The following is a 24,901-nucleotide window of genomic DNA, read 5'->3' as shown; positions in this document are numbered from 1 at the left end:
CATGTCGCTTTTCGCCGACGCCCAATTGGCGCTTGCCGCACGCTTCGCGCCGGCGCGACTCCTGCGGTTCCTGCGCGACATGTTTCGTTACGGGGCGGCGAGCCTGGGGGCGCTCGCGCTCGACTACGGCGTCCTCATGATCCTGACGAAAAGCTTCGGCGTCGATTATCTGCACGCCGCCGCGGCTGGCTTTCTCGCCGGACTCGCGCTGATCTATTCGCTCAGTGTCCGCTACGTCTTCGAGGGAAGGCGCCGGCGCGCGCCGCACGTCGAAGTCGTCGGCTTCCTCACGACCGGCGTCGTCGGCCTGCTGCTGACAGAGGGCCTCATGCATCTTTTCGTGGCGCGCCTCGCCTTCCCGCTGACGATCGCGAAGGCGGCGACGGCCGGCGTGGTGTTCCTGTTCAACTTCGTCTCGCGCCGCAGCCTGCTGTTCAAGGCTGCGCCTTGAAACGCTTCGACTGGGACGCGACCCTTTTCGATGAGAGCTTGCGATGAGCGATATTGTCTCACGTGAACGTCCCTGGCCGGACCTCGAGCGCCCGGCGACGCTGCGGCGGCTACGCGTGAGCAACGCCGGCCTCGTCAAGGCGACCCTTCTTTGCGCCTTGGCGCCGATCGCCATCTTCGCGATTTTCCTGCAACCACTCGCCGCCGCGAGCCTGCTGACGGGCGGGGCTCTCATCGCCGCCCTGATCCTCTGGGGTTGGGCGCCCGGCGAAGGCCTTTCCGCGCCGCTCGATTTCCGGCTTTACGCAGGCTGTCTGGCGATAAGCATTGCGCTTTGCCTGCTGGGCGGCGAAGACCATCTTTTCTATGCGACCTGGGATTGGTACACGCGCGACGCGGTGTTGGCCGATCTCGTCGACAACAAGTTCCCGGTGCTTTATCGCTATCAGGGCGTGGACTTCGTCTTGCGCGCGCCGCTGGGAATGTATATGGCGCCGGCGGCGATCGGCTGGGCCTATGGGCTCAAGACCGCGCATCTCGCCCTGCTCTTGCAGAATGCGTTCCTGTTCGGCTCGATTTTTTATCTGGTCGCCTCTCTCACCAGTGGATTCAAGCTCCGCTTCCTGGCGCTCGTCCTCATGTCCGGTCCGATGGACGCCGTCCCGCAGCTGGTCCAATGTCTGTTGAAGGGTGAGGTCGTTCAACCGCACTTCATGTTCTGGAACCCGTTGGCTTCGTTTTGGGCGCAGCTGCCTCAACTCTTTTGGGCCCCCAACCACGCTTTCTCCGGCTGGATGATCGGGACTCTATGCCTCCTCCGCACGCGACGGGAAATCGACATTGCAATCTTGGCGGTCAGTTCGATCATCCTTTTGTTCTGGTCGCCGCTTCCGTTGATCGGCGCGGCGCCCCTGCTTCTGGCCGCCGGCTGGAAAAGTCTCACGCCGGCGCTCTTGCGACCACGCACGGCGGTCGCGGCGCTGGGGGGCGCTTTCATGCTGCCGATTCTCGCCTATTTCTCTCTCGACGCGGCGACGCTCAATCGGGGCTGGCTTTTCGAGAAACAGAGCTTCTTCCTCTGGTATCCGCTGGCGCTTGTCTTCGGCCTTCCTCAGTTATGGCTGTTGCTGCTGGCGCGAAAGGAAATCCCCGATCGGCTCAAACCGACCTTTTTCGCCGTTGGCGTCATCCTCGTTCTTTTTCCTCTCTATCGGTTCGGCGCGACGTCGCTCGACAATGAGATGGCGATGCGTGGGATTTTGACGCCGATGTTCCTACTCGGGGTCATCTTTGCGGAGGTGGCGCCGCGCCTGATCGACGGTCGCCGCGCCTATGCGTTCGCGACGCTGGCGATCGTGATGGCGTCCGCGATGACCGCCACGATGGAAATCAGGCGCGCGCTTTCCGATCCGCCGTATGAAATCAACGACTGCAATCTGCTGACGGCGACCGGCAAAATTCTTTCCTATCCGCTGCCCTCCAATTATCTCGCGCATGTCGAGAAAGCGCCGGCCTGGCTCGTCAGCACGCAGGGGCGCCGGTTGGAGATCGAGCAGCGCCAATGTTGGCCGGGCTTTGCGCTCATGGAGGGGAAATAGGCGAAGAAGGTCGATCATGCTTGCATCCGCGCCGACCGGCAATCCGAGCGAATCCGCCCGCGCGTCATCTGGCGGGGACCGCTCCCTCTCCGTCCTTATGATTGCAGCCCTGCTTTCCTGCGCGGCGCTGCTCGTCTTTCCACAGATCGAGGCGGTCTGGGACGCCGGCGCGTTTTTCGACTCCGACGACGCCATGCGCGCCGTTCAGCTGCGCGACTTTCTCGCGGGCCAGGGCTGGTTCGATCTCACCGCCTATCGGCTCGACCCGCCAGCGGGCAAGATCACGCACTGGTCGCGCGTCGTCGACGTTCCGCTCGCCGGTTTGACTCTCGCTTTCCGCGCCTTCCTCTCCCCCGAATTCGCCGAGCGCGCGACGCGCCTCGTTTTTCCCTTCGCGCTTCTCGCCGCGCTTCTCGCGCTTGCGGGCTGGCTCGCCGCGCTCCTGTCAGGCGCGGCGACGCGTCATGCGGCGATCTGGCTCACGGCGCTCTCCGGCCCCATGTTCCTCCAGTTTGCGCCCGGCCGTATCGACCATCACGCGCCCCAGATCGTGACGCTCCTGGCGGCGCTGTGTTTCCTGCTGCAGGGCCTCGACCCGCGCCAGGCGCCGCGCCTCGCCGTCTGCGCCGCATTGATGGCGCTGTCCCTGGCGATCAGCCTGGAGAACTTGCCCTTTTTCATTGTGATGGCGTCTGCGCCGGCGCTGCTGTTCGTCCGCGACGGCGCGGCGGCGCGCGCCCAGCTCCTTTGCTTCGCCGCCGGCGCGCTCGTCGCCTTCCCGGCGCTTTACGTCGCGACCGTCCCGCGCGCCGCCTATCTGCAGCCGGCCTGCGACGCGTTTTCGATCGTGCATCTCGCGGCGATCCTCGCCGGCGGCCTCGCCCTCCTCGTCCTGGCGGCGCTCGCGCCGCAGCTCGCGACCGCCCGCGCCCGCGCGGGCGTCCTCCTCGTCGCGGGCGCGGCCAGTCTCGCCGGACCGCTCCTCGTCGCGCCGCACTGTCTGGGCGATCCGCTCGGCGGCCTCGACCCTTTGCTGCGGCAGCTTTGGCTCGCCCATGTGACCGAGGCGCTGTCGCTCTCCTCCATCTTCGCAAAGAGCCCGGGCGCCGCTGTCGCCGTCGCCCTGCCGGTCGCCCTGGGGCTTTGCTGCGCCCTCGCCTTTGCCGGGTTCGCCCGCGGGCTGGCGCGCCGGCGCTGGCTCCTCGTCGCCTGCGCCATCGGCGTCGGCCTCGCCGCCGGGATGTGGCAGATACGCGTTTTCTCCTCGGCGACCCCGCTGGCCATGGCGCCGCTGGCCGCGGCGATCGTCCGCGTCCTTGCGCCCTTGGAGGTCGCGTCCGCCCTGCGCGCCGCGCTCATCGGCGTCGTCTGCGCCCTCGTCTCCCCCATTGGCCTCGCCCTCGCCCTGTCCTCGAGCGAGGCGGCCGGGCCGGGGGGCGAGCGCGCCTGCCTGAAGCCGCACGCCTTCGACTTTCTCGCCACATTGCCGCCGTCCCGCGTGCTTGCGTCGTTCAGCCTCGGCAGCCATGTCCTCGCGCATACGGCGCACAGCGTTTTCGCCGCGCCCTATCACCGCAACAACCACGGCAACCGGATCGCCGCGGATATTTTCCTCGCCCCGCCGCAGAAGGCCGAGGGGCTCGCGCGCAGGGCGGGGGCGGGGCTCGTCGTGTGGTGCGCGGCGACGGGCGAGCCCTCGCCGCTCGCGACGGCCGCGCCCGCGGGGCTTGCCGCCATGCTCGGGCGCGGCGAGGCTCCCCCCTGGCTGGAGCGACTTTCACCGGAGGGCGCGCCGCTCCTTGTTTTCGCCCTCAGACCCGTGGAATAGAGACGGCGACTTTCCGGTCACCTCTGGAAACGGGACAAAAACCTTGACCGCATTCGATCGCCGCCGCTTTCTCATGGGCGCCGGCGCGCTCGCCGCCTCGCCCGCCCTCGCGCAACCCTCCACGCAGGAGCTTCTCGACGAGCTTCAAGTCCGCGTCGACAACAGGTCCGTGCCGGAGCTTTGCGCCGAAAAGGACAATATCGAGCTCGACTTCGTCTCGGCGCGGATTCGCAGCCTGCAAATCCAGGCGGTGCACCCTTCCTATATCAACACGATCGTCTCCGACCGCTGGGCCCCGGACTGGTCGAGCTGCGATCTCTCGCATGATCCGAAATTCTTCGCTCAGGCGCGCCGGCGCACCTTCTGGGAGACGCCGGAATTCTGGATGACGGGCTATACGTTCCCCTCCTTCTGGCGGCAAAACGACGTGCCGATCCGCGTCGGCGACACGGTCGAGCAGGGCTTTCATCTGGTGCAGTTCTGGATGTGGTATCGCGAGCGCGCCGAGGAGATCATGGTCTTCTATCCTCCCGACGGCTACTGGCGCGCGCGGCCGCTGCCCTTCGAGGACATGCGCTGGACGGCCTATGGCTCTTCCTTCCTCGTCGGTCCCGTGGAGACGCAGGAACGCCCGATGGTCGCTCTCGAGGAGATCGCCTTCGATCCGGGATCACGCAGCTTCTCCCTGAAGTTCAAGCGCGGCGGTGAGGCGCGGCTGGCGCTGAAAAGCATCGATCAGGAGCGGCTGACGCTCGATATCTCCTTCAGCGACGCCATGCCGGGCGGACGGCCCTTCGCGGCGCTGCGCTCCATGTACGCCATGGAGACGATGAGCGACGCCGCCATCGTCGCGTGGCGCTCCAAGCGCGGCAAGGGCTGGGAAGAGGCGCCGGTCATCGACTTTCCTGGCGCCAGCGCCACGGAAGTCTGGGTCGGCCGCCATCTGCCGTCGCGCCACAATCTTTCCGCGCCGGACATGGTGTTCTCGAAATTCCAGGGCGCGCCGGCGAAATGACGGCGCGCTGGGGCGCTCTCGATGCGGCGCGCGGGCTCGCCGTTCTGGCGATGGTCGTCTTTCATCTGATCTGGGACCTGGCGCATTTCGGCTATATCGAGCCTACGATCCCTTGGTCCGCGCCGGTGAAGGCCTTCGGCCATTCCATCGCCTTCTCGTTTCTGTTCATCGCTGGCGCCTCGCTCGTTCTCGCCCACCGCAACGGGATTTGCTGGGACGCCTTCTGGCGCCGCTTCGCCGTCGTCGCCGGGGCGGCGGCGCTGGTGAGCGTCGGGACCTACGTCGTTTTCCCGAGCGCCTTCGTGTTCTTCGGCATTCTGCATTGCATCGCGGCGGCGAGTCTGCTGTCGCTTCCCTTCCTGCTCCTGCCCTGGTCGGCGGCGCTCGCGGCCGGCGCGGCCTTCTTCGCCGCGCCTTACGTCGTCGCGTCGCCCGCGTTCAATTCACATTGGCTGCAATGGCTGGGCCTCGGGACGGTCGAACCGCTGACGCAGGATTGGCGGCCGCTCTTTCCCTGGGCGGGGGCCATGCTGCTGGGCGTGGCGGCGGCGCGGGCGTTCGTTCCTTTGTTGACGTTCAAGGTCCAGCCCGTCGCGCGCGGAAGGAAAAGCGCGCTACCCTTTCTCGGCCGTCACAGCCTGCTGATCTATCTCCTGCATCAGCCGCTGCTCTTCGGCCTGTTCACGGCGCTGCTGATCGTCGCGCCGCCGGCGCCGGATACGCGCGACTTCATCGCCGCATGCGAGAGAAGCTGCGTCGATGAGGGTTCGACGCAGGCCTATTGTCACAGCTTCTGCGTCTGCACGGCAAAGGAGGCGATAAGCGGCAAGGCGCTCGACGGGGCGCGAGACGACGCCGAACGCGGGCGGCGACTACAGGAAATGGCGCGTCGGTGCATGGCCAGATAGGCCGGCGCGTGTCAGCGCCGCGCTTGGCCTTGGGCTTGATGGCCGGGACAAGCCCGGCCATGACGCCCGCCAGGGATCACATCCCGCCGAGATGCTCGGCGACGGTGAAAATGTCTTTATCGCCGCGGCCGCACATGTTCATCACCATGAGGTGATCCATGGGCTTTTGCGGCGCGAGGTCGAGCACCTTGGCGAGCGCGTGCGAGGGTTCGAGCGCCGGTATGATGCCTTCGAGCTTGGAGCAGAGCTGGAAGGCGGCGAGCGCCTCCTTGTCGGTCGCGCTGATGTAGGTGACGCGGCCCGTCTCGTGCAGCCAGCTGTGCTCGGGCCCGATGCCCGGATAATCCAGGCCCGCCGAGATCGAATGGCCTTCGAGAATCTGGCCGTCGTCGTCCATCAAGAGATAGGTGCGGTTGCCGTGCAGCACGCCCGGCTTGCCGCCGGTGAGCGAGGCGGCGTGGCCATTGGGGACATTGATGCCGTGGCCGGCGGCCTCGACGCCGTAGATCTCGACGGAGGAGTCGTCGAGGAAGGGGTGGAAGAGCCCGATGGCGTTGGAGCCGCCGCCGATGCAGGCGACGAGCGAATCGGGCAGACGCCCCTCCATCTCCTGCATCTGGACGCGCGTTTCATTGCCGATGATCGACTGGAAGTCGCGCACCATCGCCGGATAAGGGTGCGGGCCGGCGGCCGTGCCGATGCAGTAGAAGGTGTCGGCGACATTGGTCACCCAATCGCGCAGCGCCTCGTTCATCGCGTCCTTCAGGGTGCGCGCCCCCGACTGGACGGGAACGACTTCGGCGCCGAGCATTTTCATGCGGAAGACGTTCGGCTTCTGACGCTCGACGTCGACTGCGCCCATATAGACGACGCATTGCAGGCCGAAGCGCGCGCAGGCGGTCGCTGTGGCGACGCCATGCTGGCCCGCGCCCGTCTCGGCGATGATGCGCTTCTTGCCCATGCGCCGCGCGAGCAGAATCTGCCCCAGCACATTGTTGATCTTGTGCGCGCCGGTGTGATTGAGCTCGTCGCGCTTGAAATAGACCTTGGCGCCTTTGCCAGGCTCGGCCTTCTCCCGCACATAGTCGGTGATGCGCTCGGCGAAATAGAGCGGCGAGGGGCGTCCCACGTAATGCTTGTGGAGTCCTTTGAGCTCCTCGTGGAAGGCCGGATCGTCCTTGGCGTCCGCATAGGCCTGTTCGAGGTCGAGCACGAGCGGCATCAAGGTCTCGGCGACGAAACGGCCGCCGAAAATGCCGAAGCGGCCGTTCTCGTCCGGGCCGGCGCGGAAGGAATTGGGAAGCGGCTTGGTCACCTGGGCGTTCCTCTCTGGCGAATCGCCCCCTCCTGTCCTTCCCCGCTCCGCGGGAGCGGGAACGCTCGCGATCCGCGGCGTCCATGAAGGTCACACCCGACCCCCTCTCCCGCAAAGCGGGGGAGGGCTGGGGAGGGGGCGAAAGACGCGACTCTTTCTAGCGAGAACCTTTAGAGCCTCCAGGCGCTATTTCAAAGCGATCGGACGGCGGACACAAATTTCTCGATCAGGGCGGAGTCTTTCACGCCCCTCTCGCGCTCGACGCCGGACGACACGTCGACGGCGGGCGCGCCGGTGCGGCGCAGCGCCTCGGCGACGTTGCCGGCGTCGAGGCCGCCGGAGAGCATCCACTTCGTATCGCTGATCCCCCGCAACAGATCCCAATCGAAGGCGACGCCCGCGCCGCCCGGGACAGCGGCGCCGGGGGCGGGCTTGGCGTCGAACAGCAGCACGTCGGCGACGCCCTGATAAGCCTGCGCCGCAGCGACGTCTCCAGCCGCCGCGACGCCGACCGCCTTGATGACCGGAAGCCCGAAGCGCGCCTTCGCCGCCGCGACGCGCGCGGGGCTTTCCTTGCCATGGAGCTGCAGCATGTCGGGCGCGAGCGCGTCGACGATCTCTTCCAGCGCAGAGTCGCCGGCGTCGACGGTCAGCGCCACTTTGGCGATGCGCCCCTGCGCCATCAGGCCCAGCGTGCGCGCGGTTTCGAGATCGATATGGCGCGGGCTCTTCTCGAAGAACACGAAGCCCGCCATGTCGGCGCCGGCCCCGATGGCGGCGAGCAGCGTCTCGGGGGACGAGAGGCCGCAGATTTTGACGATCGTCTCAGGCATGTCCGGGGTCATGGCGACGCTTGCCGCGGCCATCCACGCCGGGCCGCCTCAAGCAACATGGTGACGTTCGCAACGTGGATGGCCGGCTCGAGGCCGGCCAGGCCGGGACAAAGGCGCCGGCTATCCCCGATTATAGACGTCCTCGAAGCGAACGATATCGTCTTCGCCAAGATAGGAGCCGGTCTGTACTTCGATCAGCTCTAGATCGATCTTGCCCGGGTTGGTGAGCCGATGTTTGCAGCCGATCGGCAGATAGATCGACTCGTTTTCGTGCACGAGATGCAGCTCCTCGTCGCGGCCGACCTCGGCGGTGCCGCGCACGACGATCCAGTGCTCGGCGCGATGGAAGTGTTTCTGCAGCGAGAGGCGCTCCCCCGGCTTCACGACGATGCGCTTGACCTGATAGCGCTGGCCTTCGTCGATCGCCTGATAATAGCCCCAGGGCCGGAAGATGCGCTTGTGCTCGCCGGCTTCGCGGCGGTTCTGCGTCTTGAGCTGGTCGACGAGCTGCTTCACCCGGTCGCCATGTTCGTGGTTGAGCACGAGCACGGCGTCCTGCGTCGTCACCACGATGACGTCATTGACGCCGACGACGGTGGTCAGCGTGTCCTCCGAGCGGACATGGACGTTCGAGGCGTCCATCACGACGCCCTGGCCGCGCACCGAATTGCCGAATTCGTCGCGTTCGGAAAGCTCCCAGACCGCGCGCCAGGTGCCGACGTCCGACCAGCCGATGTCGGCGGGGATCAGCGCCGCTTTGTCGGTCTTCTCCATCACCGCGTAGTCGATGGACTTTTTCGGCGCGCGGGCGAAGGCCTCGGCGTTGAGCACGCAGGCGCCGAGATCCTTGCTCGCGCCGTCGATCGCCGCCTCGGCGGCTTCGGCGATGGCGGGCTCGAAACGCGCGATCTCGGCCTGCATCACATCGGCGCGGAAAATGAAATTGCCGCTGTTCCAGTAATAGCCGGCGTCGATGTAGCGCTGCGCCGTCTCGCGGTCCGGCTTTTCGACGAAGGCGTCGAGCTTGAGCACTTCCCCGCCCGGATGGATCGGCGCGCCGGGCTGCAGATAGCCGTAACCCGTGGCCGGGTGGTCCGGCTTGACGCCGAGCGTGACGATAAAGCCCTCGGCGGCGGCCTCTCCGGCCTTCTTGCACAATTCGGCGAGGCCGGCGCGGTCGCGCACGACATGGTCGGCGGCGAGCACGACGACGACCGTCTCCGGCGCGCGGCGCGCGGCGAGGCCGGCGGCCACGGCGACGGCCGGACCGGAATCGCGGCGCGAGGGTTCGAGGACGATGTCGGCCTCGGCGCCGATCTGGCGCAGCTGGTCGGCGATGAGGAAGCGATAGTCCTTATTGGAGATGACGATTGGCGTCTCGAAGGCGGGATCCGCCAGCATGGCGATGGTGGTCTGGAAGGTGGAGCGCTCGCCGACGAGCGGGATGAACTGCTTGGGCAGGGTCTCGCGCGATTCAGGCCACACCCGCGTGCCCGAACCGCCGCACATGATGACCGGCAAGATTTTTTGCATCTCAATCCCTTTTCAGCCCTTCGAGCGATTCGCTTCCGCGGCGCGCCAGCGGCTCATGAATCACGCCGGATGTGGTTTCTCGAAATTTCCGAAAAGCCAGACCGTCGGCTTCGCCTGAAATGAAGGCGCGCTGGCGCGCCCGGCTTCAGCCCGAGCAACGTCAATCAGCCCGTTTCTTGGCGACAATTTGACCAAAGCCGGCGCAAGGTCAGCCCTTGCCCTTCTTCTCGAGCTCCGCCTTGAGCGCGGCGAGCTTCGCGAAGGGCGAGTCCGGGTCGGGCTGGCGCGCGCGCTTTTCAGCCGGGGGGCCGCCTGCCGGCCTGGGCCGGCGCTCGTCACGGGGGCCGCCACGGTCGGGGCGGTTCTTGTCGAAACGCGGCTTGCCGGCGTTGCGCGGCGCGCCCTCCGGCGCCGCGCCCGCTTCGGCCGGACGCGGCCGGTCGCGTCGCGGCGGCCGGCGCTCGCCTTCGGCGCCGCCTTCCCGGCGTTGCGGCGCGCCATGGCGGCGGGGTCCGCCCGTATGGGCGTGGCGCTGGGGCGCCCAAACCTCGATCGTCGCCGGGGCTTCTTCCGCCACAGCTTCCACGGGCGCTTCGGGGGACGCCTCGGCGGTGGCGGCCGCGGCTTCGACCTCGCCCTCCGTTTGCGGCGCCTCGGGCGCGGCTTCGGCGGCGATCGGCGCTTCCGGCGCGTTGGCCTCCGTCGCCATTGGCTCGACGGCCTCGGCGGGCGCTTCGGGCGCTTCAGGCGCTGTCTCGGCAGTCGCGTCGCCCTCGGCGGGTTTCGGGGCGATCGGCTCGGTCGGGGCGGCCGGGATCAGCGGCGCGGTGATCGCCGGACCGGGACGCTGGGTCGCGCCATAGCCGAGCGATTTCAGGATGGAGGAAAAGGCCTCGCCCGAGCAGCCGGTGAGCGAGGTCATCGCCACGGTGACGACGAAGCCCTCGCCGTCGGCCGCGCCGGGCGGCGGGTCGCCGGCGGTGACCCCCGGCTTATAGGCGATCGCCGGGCGAATGAGATCGGCGAGGCGCTCCAGAATGTCGACGCGCACGACGCGGTCGCCGCAGACTCGGAAGCCGGCGGCGCGATAGAAACCCTTGTGGATCGTGGCGTCCGCGGCGAAAGAGGTGCGTCCCGAGGCGGCGAGATGCGGGACTTCGTCGAGCCCCTTCACATTGTCGAGCCCGCCGTGCTGGAGCGCCCAGAGCAGCGACGCGAGCGTGCGCGGCGCGGGCTTCAGCAGCAGCGGCAGATATATGTGATAGGCGCCGAAGCGCACGCCGAGCTTGCGCAGCGCGCCGCGGTCCTCCTGGGAGAAACTCTTGACCTCCTTGGCGACGCGGGCGCGGTCGAGGACGCCGAGCTCCTCGGCGAGCTGGAAGGCGACGCCGCGCGTCACGCCCTCGAGACCCTCGCCCTTTTCGAGCTGCTCGAGCGGCCCCAGCAGTTTCTTCACATGCTGCGCTAGCCAGAGATTGAGGCGCGTCTGGACCTTCTCCAGCGCCGCCCCGGTCAATTGCTCGTCGGCCAGAACGCGCGTCGTGGGCGCCAGCACGCTCGCGCCGGCGGCGATCTTGGCGACAGGCTCCCCGAGCCAGCGGATGACCCCGTCATTGCCGAGCACGAATGCGTCGTCCACCGCGTCGAAGACGCGCGTCGCCCGCGCCTCGAACTCCCCGGCGAGGGCCTTTTGAGCGGCGGCGTTCAAGGCCTTGGCGGCCTCGCCCGCCGCGCCCGGGTCCGGCGTGAAGCGAAAACCCTGGAGGCTCCCGACATGCTGGCCTTCGACCAGGACGTCGCCGGCGGCGTTAATTTCGGCTTCGAGCATTGCGTTCTCTCTTAGGCGGCGCATCAGCACGCTGGTGCGGCGATCGACGAAACGCTGCGTCAAGCGGTGATGCAGCGCGTCGGACAGGCTGTCCTCTACCCGACGCGCGACGCTCTGCCAATGCTCGGCGTCGTCGAGCCAGCCGGATCGGTTGGCGATGAAGCTCACCGTGCGCACCTGCGCGAGCCGGTAGGAGAGCGTGTCGATGTCGCCGTCGACCTGGTCGACGGCGGCGATCTGGCGCGCCATCCAGTCGGCGGGAATCCTGCCTTTTCGCGCAATGAAGCTGAACACTGACAGCGCGAGCTCGGCGTGGGCCTGCGGCGAGGTTTTCCGATAGTCGGGAATTTGGCAGGCTTCCCATAGCCTTGCGACGTCGGCTGGCGCCTTGGCGTTTTTCTGCGCGACCTCGTCGCGGCTCGCCGCCTCCAGCGCCAGCTGATCGACGGCGATGGGGGCGCGGGTAAAGCGGGGGTGGTCGGGCGTCTTTTCGAGCGAATTGAGCAGGGCGCGCGGCGACGAGAAATCGAGGTCGCTGTTGCGCCACTGCAGAAGCTGGACCGGATCGAAGCGGTGATCCTCCAGGGCCTCGATCAGCTCTTCCTCGAAAGGCGGGCAGCGCGCGGTCGCGCCAAAGGCGCCGTCGCTCATATGGCGTCCCGCGCGCCCGGCGATCTGGCCGAATTCCGCCGGGGTGAGGCGGCGGTAGCGCCAGCCGTCGAACTTCCGGTCCGAGGCGAAGGCCACATGGTCGACGTCGAGATTGAGGCCCATGCCGATGGCGTCGGTCGCGACGATATAGTCGACGTCGCCGGATTGGAAGAGCTCCACCTGGGCGTTGCGGGTGCGGGGGCTGAGCGCGCCGAGCACGACGGCGGCCCCGCCGCGCGCGCGCTTTATCCATTCGGCGATGGCGTAGACTTCCTCGGCGGAGAAGGCGACGATGGCGCTGCGCGGGGGCAGGCGGGAGATTTTCTTGTCGCCGGCGAAACTCAAGCGAGACAGGCGCGGGCGCGTGAAGATGGGCGCGCCCGGAAAAAGCTCGCCGATCATCGGCGCCATGGTGCCGGCGCCGATCAGCAGCGTCTCCTGCCGCCCGCGCCAGCGCAAGAGCCGGTCGGTGAAAATATGGCCGCGATCGAGATCGGCGGCGAGCTGAATCTCGTCGATCGCGACGAAATCCACGTCGATGTCGCGCGGCATCGCCTCGACCGTCGAGATCCAGTAGGCCGGCGCCCGCGGCTTGATCTTCTCTTCGCCGGTGACCAGCGCGACATTGGCGGCGCCGGCCTTGGCGACGACGCGATTGTAGACCTCGCGCGCCAGAAGCCGCAGCGGCAACCCGATGGCGCCGCTCGGAAAGGAGAGCATGCGCTCGATGGCGTGATGGGTTTTTCCGGTGTTGGTGGGGCCGAGCACCGCCGTCACCCCATGGGCGGCGGCGCGGGCGCCCGGCGGGAGCGGCGCCATGATTTTTTGTCGCTTCTTCTTTTTTCTCTCGCAGCGGTCTTTTGCGCCCGCGCCGTCTCATATCGGAACTTTCGGCGCCGCGCGACTTTACCTTTTGAACAGCCTGCGAACGAATCGCGGCCGAATCGCTCACCCGCCGCGAGTCACGCTCTGTTCCGACAGAATATAGGGGCTGCTCGGACTCCTGGCCCAAATTGTTGGCCCCGGCAGATGCGCGGCGCGACGGGCGCACTCCGCCGCCGAGACGGGAGCGAGAGGCTTTGTCAATCGCCCAAACACGCCGCCCCCCGGGCCCGGCGTTAACCCTTGGGGCCGACCGGGAACGGAGGCGGCACGAATCGCTGACAGCCGGCTGTTGGCCTCGCGTTCGCCGCGATGTTGTGGCCGGCGCGATCCTCTGGCCCCAGATCTGGATCGGCGGCGCGCCAGCGCAGCGTGGCGCCCAAGCGTTTTTGCGGGTCGATCCTTAACGCGCATTCCGTTCTGGCGCAGGGCGCGAAATTCGCGCGTCTCTTCGAGTCCCGCGGCGCCGTCGAGACGAGCAGGCGCGTCGGAACGAAATCGTTAACGGCGCGCCGGGAGGCCGAGGCGCGGCGTTCCGATCCGGCGCTTAAGCTAAGCATTAACCATTTCGGAGCCATAGTCGACACAGCCAAGCCTGCGTTGGGAGCAGGCGGCGGCGGCCGGAGCGTTTCCGGCGCCCGCGGACGGACGAGACATGAAAGTAGTGGTGCTGACGGGCGGTCTGGGCACGCGTCTCGCGGAAGAGACCTCGGTGCGCCCGAAACCGATGGTGGAGATCGGCGGCCGCCCGATCCTCTGGCACATCATGAAAATCTATTCGGCGCACGGCTTCAACGAATTCGTGCTGTGCCTGGGCTACAAGGGTTATTGCATCAAGGAGTTCTTCTCCAACTATTTCCTGCACATGTCGGATGTCACCTTCGACATGCGCACGCAGGAGATGGAGGTTCATCGTCGCGCGGCGGAGCCCTGGCGCGTGACGCTGGTCGACACCGGCGACGCCACCATGACGGGCGGCCGCATCAAGCGAATCATCGACTATGTGAAGGACGACGACATCTTTGCGCTCACCTATGGCGACGGCGTCTCCGACATCGACCTGACCGCGCAACTCGCCTTCCATCGCGCGCATGGGAAGATGGCGACGGTCGCCGCCGTGCGCCCGGAAATGCGATTCGGCGCGATGACGCTCGCCGGCGACCGCGTCACGGCCTTCGCCGAAAAACCCGTCGCTGAAAGCGCCTATGTCAGCGGCGGGTTCTTCCTGCTCTCGCCGAAAGTCGGCGAGCTCATCGAAGGAGATGACACCGTCTGGGAGCACGAGCCGATCAACTGGCTCGCAGCGAATGACGAATTGCGCGCCTTCGAGCACACGGGCTTCTGGCGGCCGATGGATACGCTGCGCGACAAGCTCTTCCTCGAAGAAGAATGGAACGCCGGCCGCGCGAAGTGGAGGATCTGGTGATCGGCTCTGCATTCTGGCTCGGCCGGCGCGTATTCGTGACCGGCCACACCGGCTTCAAGGGCTCCTGGCTGACGCTCATGCTCGCGCGGTTGAACGCGCGCGCCACCGGCTATGCGCTGGCGCCGCCGACGCGGCCCAGCCTTTTCGCCCTGGCGAAGGCCGCCGATCATATCGAGGATCACCGCGGCGACGTGCGCGATCTCGATGCGGTGACGCGCGCGATGTCGGCCGCTGCGCCGGAGATTGTGATCCACATGGCGGCGCAGCCGCTCGTGCGCGCCTCCTATGCCGACCCGATCGGCACCTACGCCACAAACGTGATGGGCACGGCGCATGTGCTCGAAGCCGCGCGCCGGGTCGAGAGCGTGCGGCTCGTTCTCGTCGTCACCACGGACAAATGCTACGAGAACCGCGATTGGCTGTGGGGCTATCGCGAGACCGACACGCTCGGCGGGCATGACCCTTATTCAAACAGCAAGGCCTGTGCGGAGCTCGTCACGGCCGCCTACCGCGATAGTTTCTGCCGCGCCAAAGATATTTGCGTCGTCTCGGCGCGCGCGGGGAATGTCATCGGCGGGGGTGATTTCGCCGCCGACCGCATCCTGCCCGACGCTTTGCGCGCCTTTGTCGCGGGCCGCGCGCTGAAGGTGCGCCAGCCGAAGGCCGTGCGGCCCTGGCAGCATGTGCTGGAGCCGCTCTCCGGCTATCTCGCGCTGATCGAGAGAGCTTTCTCGGCGACGCCCGACGCGCGTCTCGACGGCGGCTTCAACTTCGGCCCCGGGCCGGAGTCTGAACGCAGCGTCGAGGATCTGCTCACGCATTTCATATCGGCCTGGGGCGCCCCCGCGATATGGGAGCGCGACGGCGACGATCATCCGCATGAGGCGCGGCTGCTGCGGCTCGACACGGCCAAGGCGCGCGAGCTCGTTCACTGGACGCCGCTCCTCGATTTCCAGCAGGCCGCGCAATGGACGGCGCATTGGTATCGCGCCTTCGTCGACGGCGCCGACATGGCGCATGTCACGCAACAACAGATCGACCGCTATCTCGGCAGCCGCGTGCGGCTGACCTCGCCTTTCGCGGACGACGCCAAGGACAAGAGACATGAGCAACGCAGTGTCGCAGGCTGAACGGCTTCGCGCGCAGATCCTCGATCTCGTCGGAGAGTATCATCGCCTTGCGCATCCTCCCGCCGGCTTTACCCCCGGCCAGTCTCCGGCCTCGGTCTCCGGCCGCGTCTTCGACGCGCGCGATATGCAGGCGCTCGTCGATTCGGCGCTCGACTTCTGGCTGACGACCGGACGCTTCAACGATGCATTCGAGACGCGGCTCGCCGCTTATGTCGGCGCGCGCAAGGCGCTCACGGTCAATTCCGGTTCGTCCGCCAACCTCGTCGCCTTCTCGGCCTTGACGTCGCACACGCTGAGACAGCGCGCGCTGCAGCCGGGCGACGAAGTCATCACCTGCGCCACGGGCTTTCCGACGACGGTCAATCCCATTCTGCTCTGGGGCATGGTTCCGGTCTTTGTCGACGTCGACATTCCGACCTATAATATCGACGTCGACGCCGTCGAGGCGGCGATCACGCCGAAGACCAAAGCGATCATGGTCGCTCATACGCTCGGCAACCCCTTCGACGTGCGCAGGATCAAGGCGCTCTGCGACCGTCATGGCCTGTGGCTGATCGAAGATTGCTGCGACGCGCTGGGCGCGACGGTCGACGGCCAGCATGTCGGGGCTTTCGGCGACGTCGGCACGCTTTCCTTTTATCCGGCCCATCACATCACCATGGGCGAGGGGGGCGCGGTCTTCACGAACAATAATCACCTTGCAAAAGCCATGGAGTCGTTTCGCGACTGGGGCCGCGACTGCTATTGCGCGCCCGGCCGCGACAACAGCTGCAACAAGCGCTTCGGCTGGCGGCTCGGCGATCTTCCCAAGGGCTATGACCATAAATACGTCTACTCGCATCTGGGCTTCAATCTGAAGATCACCGACATGCAGGCGGCCGTGGGCCTCGCCCAGATGAACCATCTGGAAAGCTTCATCGCCGCGCGCCGTCGTAATTTCGATTTACTGAAGGCGGGCCTCGCAGGACTCGAAACGTTTTTCATCCTGCCCGAGGCGACCGCCGGAACGGAGCCCTCCTGGTTCGGCCTTCCGCTGACGCTGCGCGCCGACGCGCCCTTTACGCGCGATGCGCTGGTGGTCCATCTCAATCAAAAGAAGATTGGCACGCGCCTGCTGTTCGGCGGCAATCTCGTGCGCCAGCCCTATATGAAGGGGCGCGCTTTCCGCGTCAGCGGCGACTTGGAAAACGCCGACGTCGTCGTCGACCGCACATTCTGGATCGGCGTTTATCCGGGCCTCACGGAGCAGCATGTCGCTTACATGCTCGACGCGATCACGGACTTCTGCCGGCAAAACAGCATGAAGGCGGCGGTCTGACATGCCGGACGCATTGCCCGACGGCGCCGCGCTCGCTCGACACCCCTTGTGGCGCGAGGACCTTTCGTCGATTCTCGCGGCGGATCTCCCGTGGGACGCATTGGCGGGACGCACCATTCTCGTCGCGGGCGCCAATGGCTTTCTGCCGGCCGCGATGGTCGAGACGCTGCTGGCGCTCTCCTCCAGTGGCGCCGCGCCCGGCATGAAGGTCGTCGCGCTGGCGCGGTCGCGGGAAAATGCGTTGCGGCGCTTTGCGGCCTATCTCGGCCATCCGGCGCTCTCGCTCAGGATCGCGGATGTCTGCGAGCCTTTCGACCTCGATGGCCCTGTGGACATGGTCGTCCACGCCGCGAGCCAGGCGAGTCCGCGCTTTTATGGCGTCGATCCGGTCGGCACGGCGTTGCCCAATGTCGTCGGGTCATGGCGCCTGCTCGATCTCGCCGTGCGCAAGGGCGCGTCGCGGTTTTTGTATTTTTCCAGTTCGGAGATTTATGGCGCGATGGAAAGCCGCGATCCGATCGGCGAAAGCGCTTTCGGGGCGCTCGATCCGGCGGCGCTGCGCGCCTGTTACGCCGAGTCGAAACGCATGGGCGAGACGCTGTGCGTCGCCTATGGGGCGCAATATGGACTCGATTGCGTCATCGCGCGACCTTTCCACACGTACGGCCCGGGCATGCGCCTCGACGACGGCCGAGTCTTCGCCGACTTTGTGCGCGACATCGTCGAGGGCCGCGACATCGTCCTCAACAGCGACGGCGCAGCGGAGCGCGCCTTCTGCTATCTCGCCGACGCCGTCGAGGCGTTCTTCACCCTGCTCTTAAAGGGGGAGAAGGGCCGCGCATATAATGTCGGCAATCCCGAAGCCCTGATCTCGATCCGCGACCTCGCGACGACGCTGACAGCGCTCGACCCTGCACGCAAGCTCACGACGCAATGCGCGCGGCCGCAGGAGGGCTATCTCGCCAGTCGGGTCTCGCGCTCGGCGCCGGATATCGCTTTGCTCGAAAAACTGGGCTGGCGGCCGCGGACCGGCATTCTCGCGGGCTTTGGGCGCACGATCGACATTTATCGCGATATTTTCAACGCGCCCAGCCTTGGAGCCAGCGCATGACAGCTCGAGCCTTACCTCTCCGCGCCGCGCCGGACACGCCGGTCTGCTGGCGCCAGGCCTTCGATGACGGCGCGCTCGAACGACTCGAGCTGTGGAATCGCTTCGCTGAACGACATGCGCTCATTGCGGAGCATGCTGGCGCATTGAACGGGACGGAAGTCGCTGCGCTTGCCGTTCGACCTGCCGGCCTCTCGGTCCTGTTGAACAACGGTCTCGTGTTCTCGCTCGATCCGCAGGCGCTGCGCGAGGCTCCCAACATCATCCTTGCCCAGGGCGGCTACGAGCCCTTCGAGCGCGCTCTGATCCTGCGCCTCGCGCAGGGCGCCAAGGTCGTCTTCGACATCGGCGCCAATATAGGCTGGTACAGTCTTCATATCGCGCAGCAGGAGCCGCAGGCGCGCGTCTATGCCTTCGAGCCCGTGCCGGCGACGCATGAGCGTCTCATCGCAAATCTTGCGCAAAACGGCGTCGGCGCGCGCATCACGCCGATCCGGGACGGTCTCTCCGACGCGCCGGGCGACTTCGACATGTTCGTTCCCGCGACGTCGGGTTCGCCCGCCGCTTCGCTCAACGAGCTGCATCCAACCGAAGGCAGCCGGCGCGTCGCCTGCCGTTTCACCACGCTCGACGATTTCGTCGACGCGCAGCGGATCGAGCGGCTCGATGTCGTCAAATGCGACGTCGAGGGCGCCGAATTGCGCGTCCTGAAAGGGGGGGAAAAGTCCCTGGCGCGCCTGCGTCCGGCCGTGGTGATGGAGCTTCTGCGCAAATGGTCTGCGGCCTTTGGCTATCACCCCAATGACGTGCTCGATTTCTTTTCGGCGCGCGGCTACAGCTGCTACGGCATCTCCCAATCGCGCCTGACCCCGATCGATCGCGTCGACGAGGATACGCGGGAGACCAATTACGTCTTTCTCGATCCGGCGCGGCATCCAGCCGTCGACAGCCTTGTTCCCGCAAAGTGACATGCGCACGGCCGCCTCTCTTGCGTCGTGGCGCGCGCGGGTCTGGCGCGGGCGGGTCTGGCGCCTGCGCGTCGCGCGCTTTCTCGTCGTCGGCGCGGTCAATACGCTGTTCGGCTACGGGGTGTTTTATATGCTGCTCCACGCCGGCCAACCGCCGGCTGCAGCGCTGGCGCTCGCGACGGTGATCGGCGTCGCTTTCAATTTTCTCACGACGGGCCGGATCGTCTTCGACAATCGCGATCCGACCCGGCTCTGGCGCTTCGTCGCCGTCTATGGCGTCGTTTTCCTTCTCAACGCCTTCTTGCTCGAAGGCGCGCGGCGTCTCGGTCTGGGAGCCGCTCTCGCGCAGCTGATGCTCACGGCGCCCTGCGTCTTCTTGTCCTACCGGCTCAATCGCGCTCTGGTCTTCAGCGACAGACAGGAAGTCCGACACTCATGAAAACGATCTCGATCGTCACGCCCTGTTACAATGAGGAGCTGAATATCCGCGAATGCCATGCAGCGATTAGAAAGCTGTTCGCCGACGAGCTGAGGGAATATCGGCGCGAGCATCTTTTCTGCGACAATGCTTCGAGCGACGCCACGCCCGACATTCTTCGCGAGATCGCCGCGCGGGACGAGAATGTGAAAGTCATTTTCAATGCGCGCAACTTCGGGGCCATGCGCTCGAATTACAATGGGGTGATGGCGGCGACCGGCGACGCCGTGCTGCTGTTCCTTCCCGCCGACATGCAGGATCCGCCCGAGATGATACCGGAGTTCGTAGCACACTGGGCGAAGGGCGCCGAAGTCGTCTATGGCGTTCGCAAGATCCGCGAGGAAAACCCCACGATGCGCACGCTTCGCACGCTTTATTACAGGGTGCTGACGTCGCTCTCGGGACTGTCGCTCCCCATGGGCGTCGGCGATTTCCAGCTTGTCGACCGCAAAGTCGTGGAGGCGATGCGCAAGATCGAAGACGCCTATCCCTTCATGCGGATGATGACGTTTGAATGCGGCTTCAAATCCGTTGGAGTGCCCTATAGATGGGTGGAGAGGCGGCGGGGCGTTACGAGCAACACGCTCAAGTCCCTTGTCGATCAGGGCATGAACGGGCTCGTCACCAATACGCTGGCCCCCTTGCGGCTCCTGCTCTTCGGCGGTTTCGCCATCGCGGCGGCGGCGTTGCTTTACGCCTTCGTCAACCTCCTCCTGGGCGTCGTTTACTATCGCAGCATCGCACAGCCGGGCGTGATGACGATCATCACGGCGGTGTTCTTCTTCGGCGGCGTGCAGCTCTTCTCCGTCGGCGTGCTCGCCGAATATGTGCTCGCGATCTATGCGCAAGTGCGACGAAAGCCTGTCGTCTTCGAGCGCGAGCGGCTCAATTTTTAACTGGATCGGAAGGCGGTAAATGGCCAACGCAGAAATAGCCCGTCTGCCGACCGCGCCGAGCGGCGTATCGGCGTGGACGCTGTCTAATTTCCACATATTCTCCTTGACCGCGCTCCTGTTTCTCGCGCCGAATGCGCTTTTCGCAGCGACCGCTCTGCGTCCGCTGCCCGCGGCGGTCGTTCTCGCCGGCTGTGGCGGCGTCGGCGTCATCCTGTGGCGGCTTCGGCAGGCCAGCGGGGTCCTTTCCGCGCCCATTGATCCTGCCCGGCTGGCGCTTTCTCTGTCGCTCGCCCTTGCGCTGTGCCTCCTCGGCGGGGAGGGGCATTTCTTTTTTTCGACCTGGGATTGGCTGACGCGCGACGCCGTTCTGGCCGATCTCGTGCAAAAGGGGCCGCTGGCGTTCTATCATTACGAAGGACGGGACTATGTGCTGCGGGCGCCGCTCGGCATGTATCTTCTCCCGGCGGCTCTCGGGCGCTTGTGGGGCCTCTTCGCGGCCCACATTGCCCTGCTTCTGCAGAATTCCGCGATCTTTGGCCTGATCCTTTACCTTGCCGCGCACATCGCAAAGGTCCGCGCCGCGCCTTTCCTTCTGGTTTTCGTTTTTTTCGGCGGTCTCGACATTCTCGGCTTTTTGGCGGCGCAGCTCGCCGGCAGAGTTACAAATCCGCAGGCGGAATGGTGGAGCGGCAGTTTCGCGCCAGAAGTCGTCTTGCAGTATTCAAGCTTCATCACGCAACTCTTCTGGGTGCCGAACCACGCCGCTCCCGGCTGGTGGCTGGCGCTCCTCGTCTTGCTGCGCGCGCGCGGCGAGATCGGGTTTTCGAAGTTGCTTGCGTGCTGCGCGCCGCTTGCGCTCTGGTCGCCGCTCGCCCTGCTGGGCGCAGTCCCGCTCGTCGCCTTTCTGGCGCTTCGGACGACGTGGCGCGACCTCTTCTCCGCCGTGACCTTGCGCGCGGCGGCGACCGGACTGTGCTTTCTTCCGATTGCGCTCTACCTGGTGACGGACGGCGGCGCCATTACGCATGGATGGCAAGTCTTCAACGACGGTTTCGCCTGGATTTACCCGTTCTTTCTGCTGATCGAGATTCCTCAGGCGGCCATCCTCATTTACGCCTGGCGGAAGCTCGATCCCGTTGACCGCGGCCCGCTCGTGGTCGCGCTTTTGACGCTCGCCCTTCTTCCTCTCTATGCGTTTGGACCCGGCAATGACCTCGCCATGCGCGCCTCCATCCCGGCGTTGGGCCTGCTTGCGTTCAGCTTCGCCCGCATCGCCGTCTCGACGCCGCGCGACGACAGCGCATTTCCAACCGCCATTTCGGTCATCGTGCTGATCTCCGCCGCCAATCCTGTGATGGAAATAAAACGGGCGCTTATTCTCGACGAGTATCGCATCAGCGGCTGCAACCTCCTCACGAGCTGGCAATCGGTGCGGCTCTTGCCGCTTCCGACCAACTACCTCGCGCGGATCGAGAAGATCCCGCCCTGGCTGATGTCCGTGGACGGCGCACAGGCTCCGCTGCGCCTGGAGTTCCTCGATTGCTGGCCCGATCATCCCGATCGGGCCTGGCTGAGGGGAGACCAAGGCTAAAAATCCCTGTCGAGATCTCACACGCCGGGCGCCCTTGTCTTTGACTTCGGCCGGCGCGCTTGGCTAAAAGCTCCCTCCCGAAACGGAGAGAGAATCGAAGATGACATCGATTGTCGAGCGGCTGAGCGGCGAGCTTGCGGCGAAACCCTGGCAGGTGGAGGCCGCGATCAGCCTTCTCGACGGCGGCTCGACGGTGCCCTTCATCGCGCGATACCGCAAGGAGGCGACCGGCCAGCTCGACGATGCGCAGCTGCGCAAGCTCGAGGAGAGGCTGCGCTATCTGCGGGAGCTCGAAGATCGCCGCAAGGCGATCCTCGAGTCGATCGACTCGCAGGGAAAGCTCGACGACGCCCTGCGCCGCGTCATCATGGAAGCCGACAACAAGGCGCGCCTCGAAGACATCTATCTGCCGTTCAAGCCCAAGCGCCGCACCAAGGCGCAGATCGCGATCGAGGCGGGGCTCGCGCCGCTCGCCGAGGCGCTCCTCGCCGCTCCCGACAAAGACCCCAAGGGCCAGGCCGCACCCTTCGTCGACGCCGAAAAGAACGTCGCGACCGTCGAGGCGGCTCTGGAGGGCGCGCGCGCCATTCTCGTCGAGCGCTTCGCCGAAGACGCCGATCTGATCGGCGCGCTGCGCGAAACGCACTGGTCGCAAGCGGTCATGAAGTCGAAGCCGCGCGCAGGCAAGGAAGCGGCGGCGGCGAAATACGCCGATTATTTCGAATTCTCGCAGCCGATCTCAAAACTGCCGTCGCATCGCATCCTCGCGCTGTTTCGCGGCGAAAAGGAAGAGATGCTCGAGCTGGAGCTCATGCCCGAGGCCGAGCCCGGCCTCGGCGGCTATGAGAGCCGCATCGCGCGCCGCTATCAGATCGAGGACCGCGGCCGCCCGGGCGACAAATGGCTGCTCGAGACGGCGCGCTGGGCCTGGCGCACCAAGATCGAGCTGCATCTCGCCGTCGACGCCCGCGCCCGTCTGTGGCGTTTCGCCGAGGAGGAGGCGATCCGGGTCTTTGCGGAAAACTTGCGCGATCTTCTGCTCGCCGCGCCGGCGGGGGCCCGCCCGACCATCGGGCTCGATCCGGGTTTTCGCACCGGCGTCAAAGTCGCGGTGATCGAGGCGACGGGCAAGATCGTCGCGACGACAGCCATCTATCCGCACGAGCCGCAGCGACGCTGGGACGAGGCGATTGCGACGCTCGCGCGCCTCGCGCGGGAGCACAAGATCGAACTCGTCGCCATCGGCAACGGCACCGCCTCGCGCGAGACCGACAAGCTCGCGGGCGAGCTGATGTCGAAGCATCCCGAGCTGAAGCTCACCAAGATCGTCGTCTCAGAGGCGGGCGCTTCGGTCTATTCGGCCTCGGAATACGCCTCGAAGGAGCTTCCCGATCTCGACGTGTCGCTGCGAGGGGCCGCGTCGATCGCCCGGCGCCTTCAGGACCCGCTCGCCGAGCTCGTCAAGATCGAGCCCAAATCGATCGGCGTCGGCCAGTATCAGCACGACGTCTCCGAGACCAAGCTCTCGCGCGCGCTCGACGCCGTGGTCGAGGATTGCGTGAACGCCGTGGGCGTCGACGTCAACACCGCTTCGGCGCCGCTGCTGGCGCGCGTCTCCGGTCTCGGCGAGACGCTCGCGTCCAATATTGTCGCCCATCGCGACGCCAACGGGCCGTTCCGCACCCGCGCCGCCCTCAAGGACGTGCCGCGTCTCGGCCCCAAAGCCTTCGAGCAGAGCGCCGGCTTCCTGCGCATCATCGACGGCGACGATCCGCTCGACCGTTCAGGCGTGCATCCGGAGGCCTATCCGCTGGTGCGGCGCATTCTCCAGACCGCCAAGACCGACATCGGGTCTTTGATCGGCAACGCCAACGAGCTGCGCAAGCTCAAGCCGGCGCAATTCGCGGACGAAACCTTCGGCGTTCCCACCGTGACGGACGTTCTGGCCGAGCTGGAAAAACCCGGCCGCGATCCGCGCCCGGCCTTCAAGACGGCAACCTTCCAGGAGGGCGTCGAGACGCTGAACGATCTCAAGCCCGGCATGACGCTCGAAGGGGTTGTGACCAATGTCGCCGCCTTCGGCGCCTTTGTCGACATTGGCGTGCATCAAGACGGGCTGGTGCACATCTCGGCGCTGTCGAGGGAATTCGTCAAGGATCCGCGCAGCGTGGTGAAGCCCGGCGACATCGTCAAAGTGAAGGTCATGGAGGTGGATGCGCCGCGCAAGCGCATTTCGCTCTCCATGCGGCTCGACGACGCGCCCGGCCAGCAGGCGCGGGGCGGGCAAGGGCAGAATCGCGACCAGAACCGGCCGCGCGGCCCGCAGTCGTCGAACGCGTCGCGCGGGGCGAAGCCGGCCGGCAATTCGCCCGGTGGGCTCGGCGAGGCGCTGCTCGCGGCGATGAAGCAGAAAGGCGGGCGCTAAAGCGGTCGCAGACAGGGCGCGCAGGGACCGGGATGGAGCGGGTGAAGGGAATCGAACCCTCGTATTCAGCTTGGAAGGCTGCTGCTCTACCATTGAGCTACACCCGCGGCCTCTTTTCTATGCCAAGCCGCGCGGCGGTTTGCAATGGTCTATCGGGCGCGCCGGCTGGGCGCATTTATCCATTTGACAGCGCCGCCGGAGCCAACTAACCCGAGCGCCCGACGGTCATCTTCAGGCGCGCGTTTCGACGCTGCTTCTTCTCTCAAGGGATCAACGAACCGTGGCCAAACCCCAACTCGGCGCCAAGCGCCAATGCCAGTCCTGCGCGACGAAATTCTACGATCTCAACAAGGATCCGATCGTCTGCCCGAAATGCGGGACGATTTTCCAGGTCGCCGCCCTCGCCCGCGCGCCCGGCCCCGCTGAGCCGGAAGAGGAGACCGAACTCGAGAAAGAGGGCGTCGACACCGTGTCTCTCGACGAAGTCGAAGAGGGGGAGAACGCCGCCGAGGCGATCGACGTGGAGGACGAGGAACTCGTTGGCGACGATGCGGACGACGACACGTTCCTCGAAGAGGAGGAAGGCGAGGACGACGACGTTTCCGGGCTCATCGACGGCGACATCGAAACCGACGACGAGGGCTAGAAGGAAAAGCGCGGCGCGCGTCCGCCCCGCCCTGTCGACGCCAGAAACCCGCGGCCGAGAGGCCGCGGGTTTTT

19 protein-coding genes and 1 tRNA gene are annotated in these 24,901 nt (G+C 66.2%); 15 read left to right on the top strand and 5 right to left on the bottom strand.

Annotated features, from left to right (window positions below; all coding sequences use genetic code 11):
* Window position 1: 1 nt before the first annotated feature.
* The 5 genes from ACETII_RS07905 (at window position 2) to ACETII_RS07885 (ending at window position 5,799) form a co-directional block, all read left to right on the top strand.
* The gene (locus ACETII_RS07905; RefSeq protein ID WP_472787690.1) at window positions 2-451 is read left to right on the top strand and encodes a GtrA family protein; all 450 of its coding nucleotides are present in this window, start codon (window positions 2-4) and stop codon (window positions 449-451) included.
* A 43-nt stretch (window positions 452-494) separates the two neighbouring features.
* Window positions 495-2,048, top strand: a complete 1,554-nt coding sequence (locus tag ACETII_RS07900) for a hypothetical protein (RefSeq protein ID WP_472787689.1) — start codon at window positions 495-497, stop codon at window positions 2,046-2,048.
* A 16-nt stretch (window positions 2,049-2,064) separates the two neighbouring features.
* A complete protein-coding gene (locus tag ACETII_RS07895; RefSeq protein WP_472787688.1) occupies window positions 2,065-3,876 on the top strand; it encodes a hypothetical protein in 1,812 nt (603 codons plus the stop codon).
* 73 nt (window positions 3,877-3,949) lie between these two features.
* Window positions 3,950-4,891 carry a hypothetical protein gene (locus ACETII_RS07890; RefSeq protein WP_472788136.1) on the top strand — a complete coding sequence of 314 codons (942 nt, stop codon included), beginning with the start codon at window positions 3,950-3,952 and terminating at the stop codon, window positions 4,889-4,891.
* On the top strand, window positions 4,888-5,799 hold the full coding sequence (locus ACETII_RS07885; RefSeq protein ID WP_472787687.1) for a heparan-alpha-glucosaminide N-acetyltransferase: 912 nt from the start codon (window positions 4,888-4,890) through the stop codon (window positions 5,797-5,799). Before ACETII_RS07890 ends, ACETII_RS07885 begins: the two co-directional genes overlap by 4 nt.
* A gap of 76 nt (window positions 5,800-5,875) precedes the next feature.
* Here ACETII_RS07885 and trpB read toward each other — a convergent pair whose 3' ends face one another.
* The 4 genes from trpB to ACETII_RS07865 form a co-directional block, all read right to left on the bottom strand.
* Entirely contained in the window at window positions 5,876-7,114 is a 1,239-nt protein-coding gene (trpB, locus tag ACETII_RS07880) for a tryptophan synthase subunit beta (RefSeq protein WP_472787686.1), read from the bottom strand.
* Window positions 7,115-7,305: 191 nt separating this feature from the next.
* The gene (locus ACETII_RS07875) at window positions 7,306-7,980 is read right to left on the bottom strand and encodes a phosphoribosylanthranilate isomerase (protein ID WP_472787685.1); all 675 of its coding nucleotides are present in this window, start codon (window positions 7,978-7,980) and stop codon (window positions 7,306-7,308) included.
* Between the two features lie 87 nt (window positions 7,981-8,067).
* Entirely contained in the window at window positions 8,068-9,480 is a 1,413-nt protein-coding gene (locus tag ACETII_RS07870) for a mannose-1-phosphate guanylyltransferase/mannose-6-phosphate isomerase (protein ID WP_363350360.1), read from the bottom strand.
* Between the two features lie 208 nt (window positions 9,481-9,688).
* A complete protein-coding gene (locus ACETII_RS07865) occupies window positions 9,689-12,778 on the bottom strand; it encodes a helicase-related protein (protein WP_472787684.1) in 3,090 nt (1,029 codons plus the stop codon).
* A gap of 718 nt (window positions 12,779-13,496) precedes the next feature.
* On the opposite strand from ACETII_RS07865, the gene rfbF reads away from it, so the two are divergent.
* The 9 genes from rfbF (at window position 13,497) to ACETII_RS07820 (ending at window position 24,181) form a co-directional block, all read left to right on the top strand.
* The gene (rfbF, locus tag ACETII_RS07860) at window positions 13,497-14,267 is read left to right on the top strand and encodes a glucose-1-phosphate cytidylyltransferase (protein ID WP_472787683.1); all 771 of its coding nucleotides are present in this window, start codon (window positions 13,497-13,499) and stop codon (window positions 14,265-14,267) included.
* Entirely contained in the window at window positions 14,231-15,397 is a 1,167-nt protein-coding gene (gene rfbG, locus ACETII_RS07855) for a CDP-glucose 4,6-dehydratase (RefSeq protein WP_472787682.1), read from the top strand. Before rfbF ends, rfbG begins: the two co-directional genes overlap by 37 nt.
* Window positions 15,372-16,715 carry a lipopolysaccharide biosynthesis protein RfbH gene (gene rfbH / locus ACETII_RS07850; RefSeq protein ID WP_472787681.1) on the top strand — a complete coding sequence of 448 codons (1,344 nt, stop codon included), beginning with the start codon at window positions 15,372-15,374 and terminating at the stop codon, window positions 16,713-16,715. Before rfbG ends, rfbH begins: the two co-directional genes overlap by 26 nt.
* A 1-nt stretch (window position 16,716) precedes the next feature.
* Window positions 16,717-17,826: an NAD-dependent epimerase/dehydratase family protein gene (locus ACETII_RS07845; RefSeq protein ID WP_472787680.1), complete on the top strand. Its 1,110-nt coding sequence runs from the start codon at window positions 16,717-16,719 to the stop codon at window positions 17,824-17,826.
* Window positions 17,823-18,791 (top strand): FkbM family methyltransferase, encoded by a 969-nt coding sequence (locus tag ACETII_RS07840; RefSeq protein ID WP_472787679.1) that lies wholly within the window; start codon window positions 17,823-17,825, stop codon window positions 18,789-18,791. Before ACETII_RS07845 ends, ACETII_RS07840 begins: the two co-directional genes overlap by 4 nt.
* 1 nt (window position 18,792) lies before the next feature.
* The gene (locus tag ACETII_RS07835; protein WP_472787678.1) at window positions 18,793-19,230 is read left to right on the top strand and encodes a GtrA family protein; all 438 of its coding nucleotides are present in this window, start codon (window positions 18,793-18,795) and stop codon (window positions 19,228-19,230) included.
* On the top strand, window positions 19,227-20,165 hold the full coding sequence (locus ACETII_RS07830) for a glycosyltransferase family 2 protein (protein ID WP_472787677.1): 939 nt from the start codon (window positions 19,227-19,229) through the stop codon (window positions 20,163-20,165). The genes ACETII_RS07835 and ACETII_RS07830 overlap by 4 nt, the downstream gene beginning before the upstream one ends.
* Before the next feature lie 19 nt (window positions 20,166-20,184).
* Entirely contained in the window at window positions 20,185-21,756 is a 1,572-nt protein-coding gene (locus tag ACETII_RS07825; RefSeq protein WP_472787676.1) for a hypothetical protein, read from the top strand.
* 100 nt (window positions 21,757-21,856) lie between these two features.
* Window positions 21,857-24,181: a Tex family protein gene (locus ACETII_RS07820; RefSeq protein WP_472787675.1), complete on the top strand. Its 2,325-nt coding sequence runs from the start codon at window positions 21,857-21,859 to the stop codon at window positions 24,179-24,181.
* A gap of 33 nt (window positions 24,182-24,214) precedes the next feature.
* Here the strand turns inward: ACETII_RS07820 and ACETII_RS07815 are convergent.
* A tRNA-Gly gene (locus ACETII_RS07815) sits at window positions 24,215-24,288 on the bottom strand.
* Window positions 24,289-24,461: 173 nt separating this feature from the next.
* On the opposite strand from ACETII_RS07815, the gene ACETII_RS07810 reads away from it, so the two are divergent.
* Entirely contained in the window at window positions 24,462-24,827 is a 366-nt protein-coding gene (locus ACETII_RS07810; protein WP_472787674.1) for a TIGR02300 family protein, read from the top strand.
* Window positions 24,828-24,901: the final 74 nt, after the last annotated feature.

Source organism: Methylocystis sp. NC52PC, assembly GCF_055698645.1.
This window is presented reverse-complemented; position numbering and strand designations above follow the sequence as displayed.

Bases quoted from the DNA above. Each gene is read 5' to 3' on its own strand.
- ACETII_RS07900 (WP_472787689.1), top strand. From the start codon at position 495: ATGAGCGATATTGTCTCACGTGAACGTCCCTGGCCGGACCTCGAGCGC.
- ACETII_RS07895 (WP_472787688.1), top strand. From the start codon at position 2,065: ATGCTTGCATCCGCGCCGACCGGCAATCCGAGCGAATCCGCCCGCGCG.
- ACETII_RS07905 (WP_472787690.1), top strand. From the start codon at position 2: ATGTCGCTTTTCGCCGACGCCCAATTGGCGCTTGCCGCACGCTTCGCG.
- ACETII_RS07875 (WP_472787685.1), bottom strand. From the start codon at position 7,980: ATGGCCGCGGCAAGCGTCGCCATGACCCCGGACATGCCTGAGACGATC.
- ACETII_RS07820 (WP_472787675.1), top strand. From the start codon at position 21,857: ATGACATCGATTGTCGAGCGGCTGAGCGGCGAGCTTGCGGCGAAACCC.
- rfbF (WP_472787683.1), top strand. From the start codon at position 13,497: ATGAAAGTAGTGGTGCTGACGGGCGGTCTGGGCACGCGTCTCGCGGAA.
- rfbH (WP_472787681.1), top strand. From the start codon at position 15,372: ATGAGCAACGCAGTGTCGCAGGCTGAACGGCTTCGCGCGCAGATCCTC.
- ACETII_RS07870 (WP_363350360.1), bottom strand. From the start codon at position 9,480: ATGCAAAAAATCTTGCCGGTCATCATGTGCGGCGGTTCGGGCACGCGG.
- rfbG (WP_472787682.1), top strand. From the start codon at position 14,231: ATGGAACGCCGGCCGCGCGAAGTGGAGGATCTGGTGATCGGCTCTGCA.
- ACETII_RS07885 (WP_472787687.1), top strand. From the start codon at position 4,888: ATGACGGCGCGCTGGGGCGCTCTCGATGCGGCGCGCGGGCTCGCCGTT.
- ACETII_RS07845 (WP_472787680.1), top strand. From the start codon at position 16,717: ATGCCGGACGCATTGCCCGACGGCGCCGCGCTCGCTCGACACCCCTTG.
- ACETII_RS07835 (WP_472787678.1), top strand. From the start codon at position 18,793: ATGCGCACGGCCGCCTCTCTTGCGTCGTGGCGCGCGCGGGTCTGGCGC.
- ACETII_RS07890 (WP_472788136.1), top strand. From the start codon at position 3,950: ATGGGCGCCGGCGCGCTCGCCGCCTCGCCCGCCCTCGCGCAACCCTCC.
- ACETII_RS07825 (WP_472787676.1), top strand. From the start codon at position 20,185: ATGGCCAACGCAGAAATAGCCCGTCTGCCGACCGCGCCGAGCGGCGTA.
- ACETII_RS07865 (WP_472787684.1), bottom strand. From the start codon at position 12,778: ATGGCGCCGCTCCCGCCGGGCGCCCGCGCCGCCGCCCATGGGGTGACG.
- ACETII_RS07830 (WP_472787677.1), top strand. From the start codon at position 19,227: ATGAAAACGATCTCGATCGTCACGCCCTGTTACAATGAGGAGCTGAAT.
- ACETII_RS07840 (WP_472787679.1), top strand. From the start codon at position 17,823: ATGACAGCTCGAGCCTTACCTCTCCGCGCCGCGCCGGACACGCCGGTC.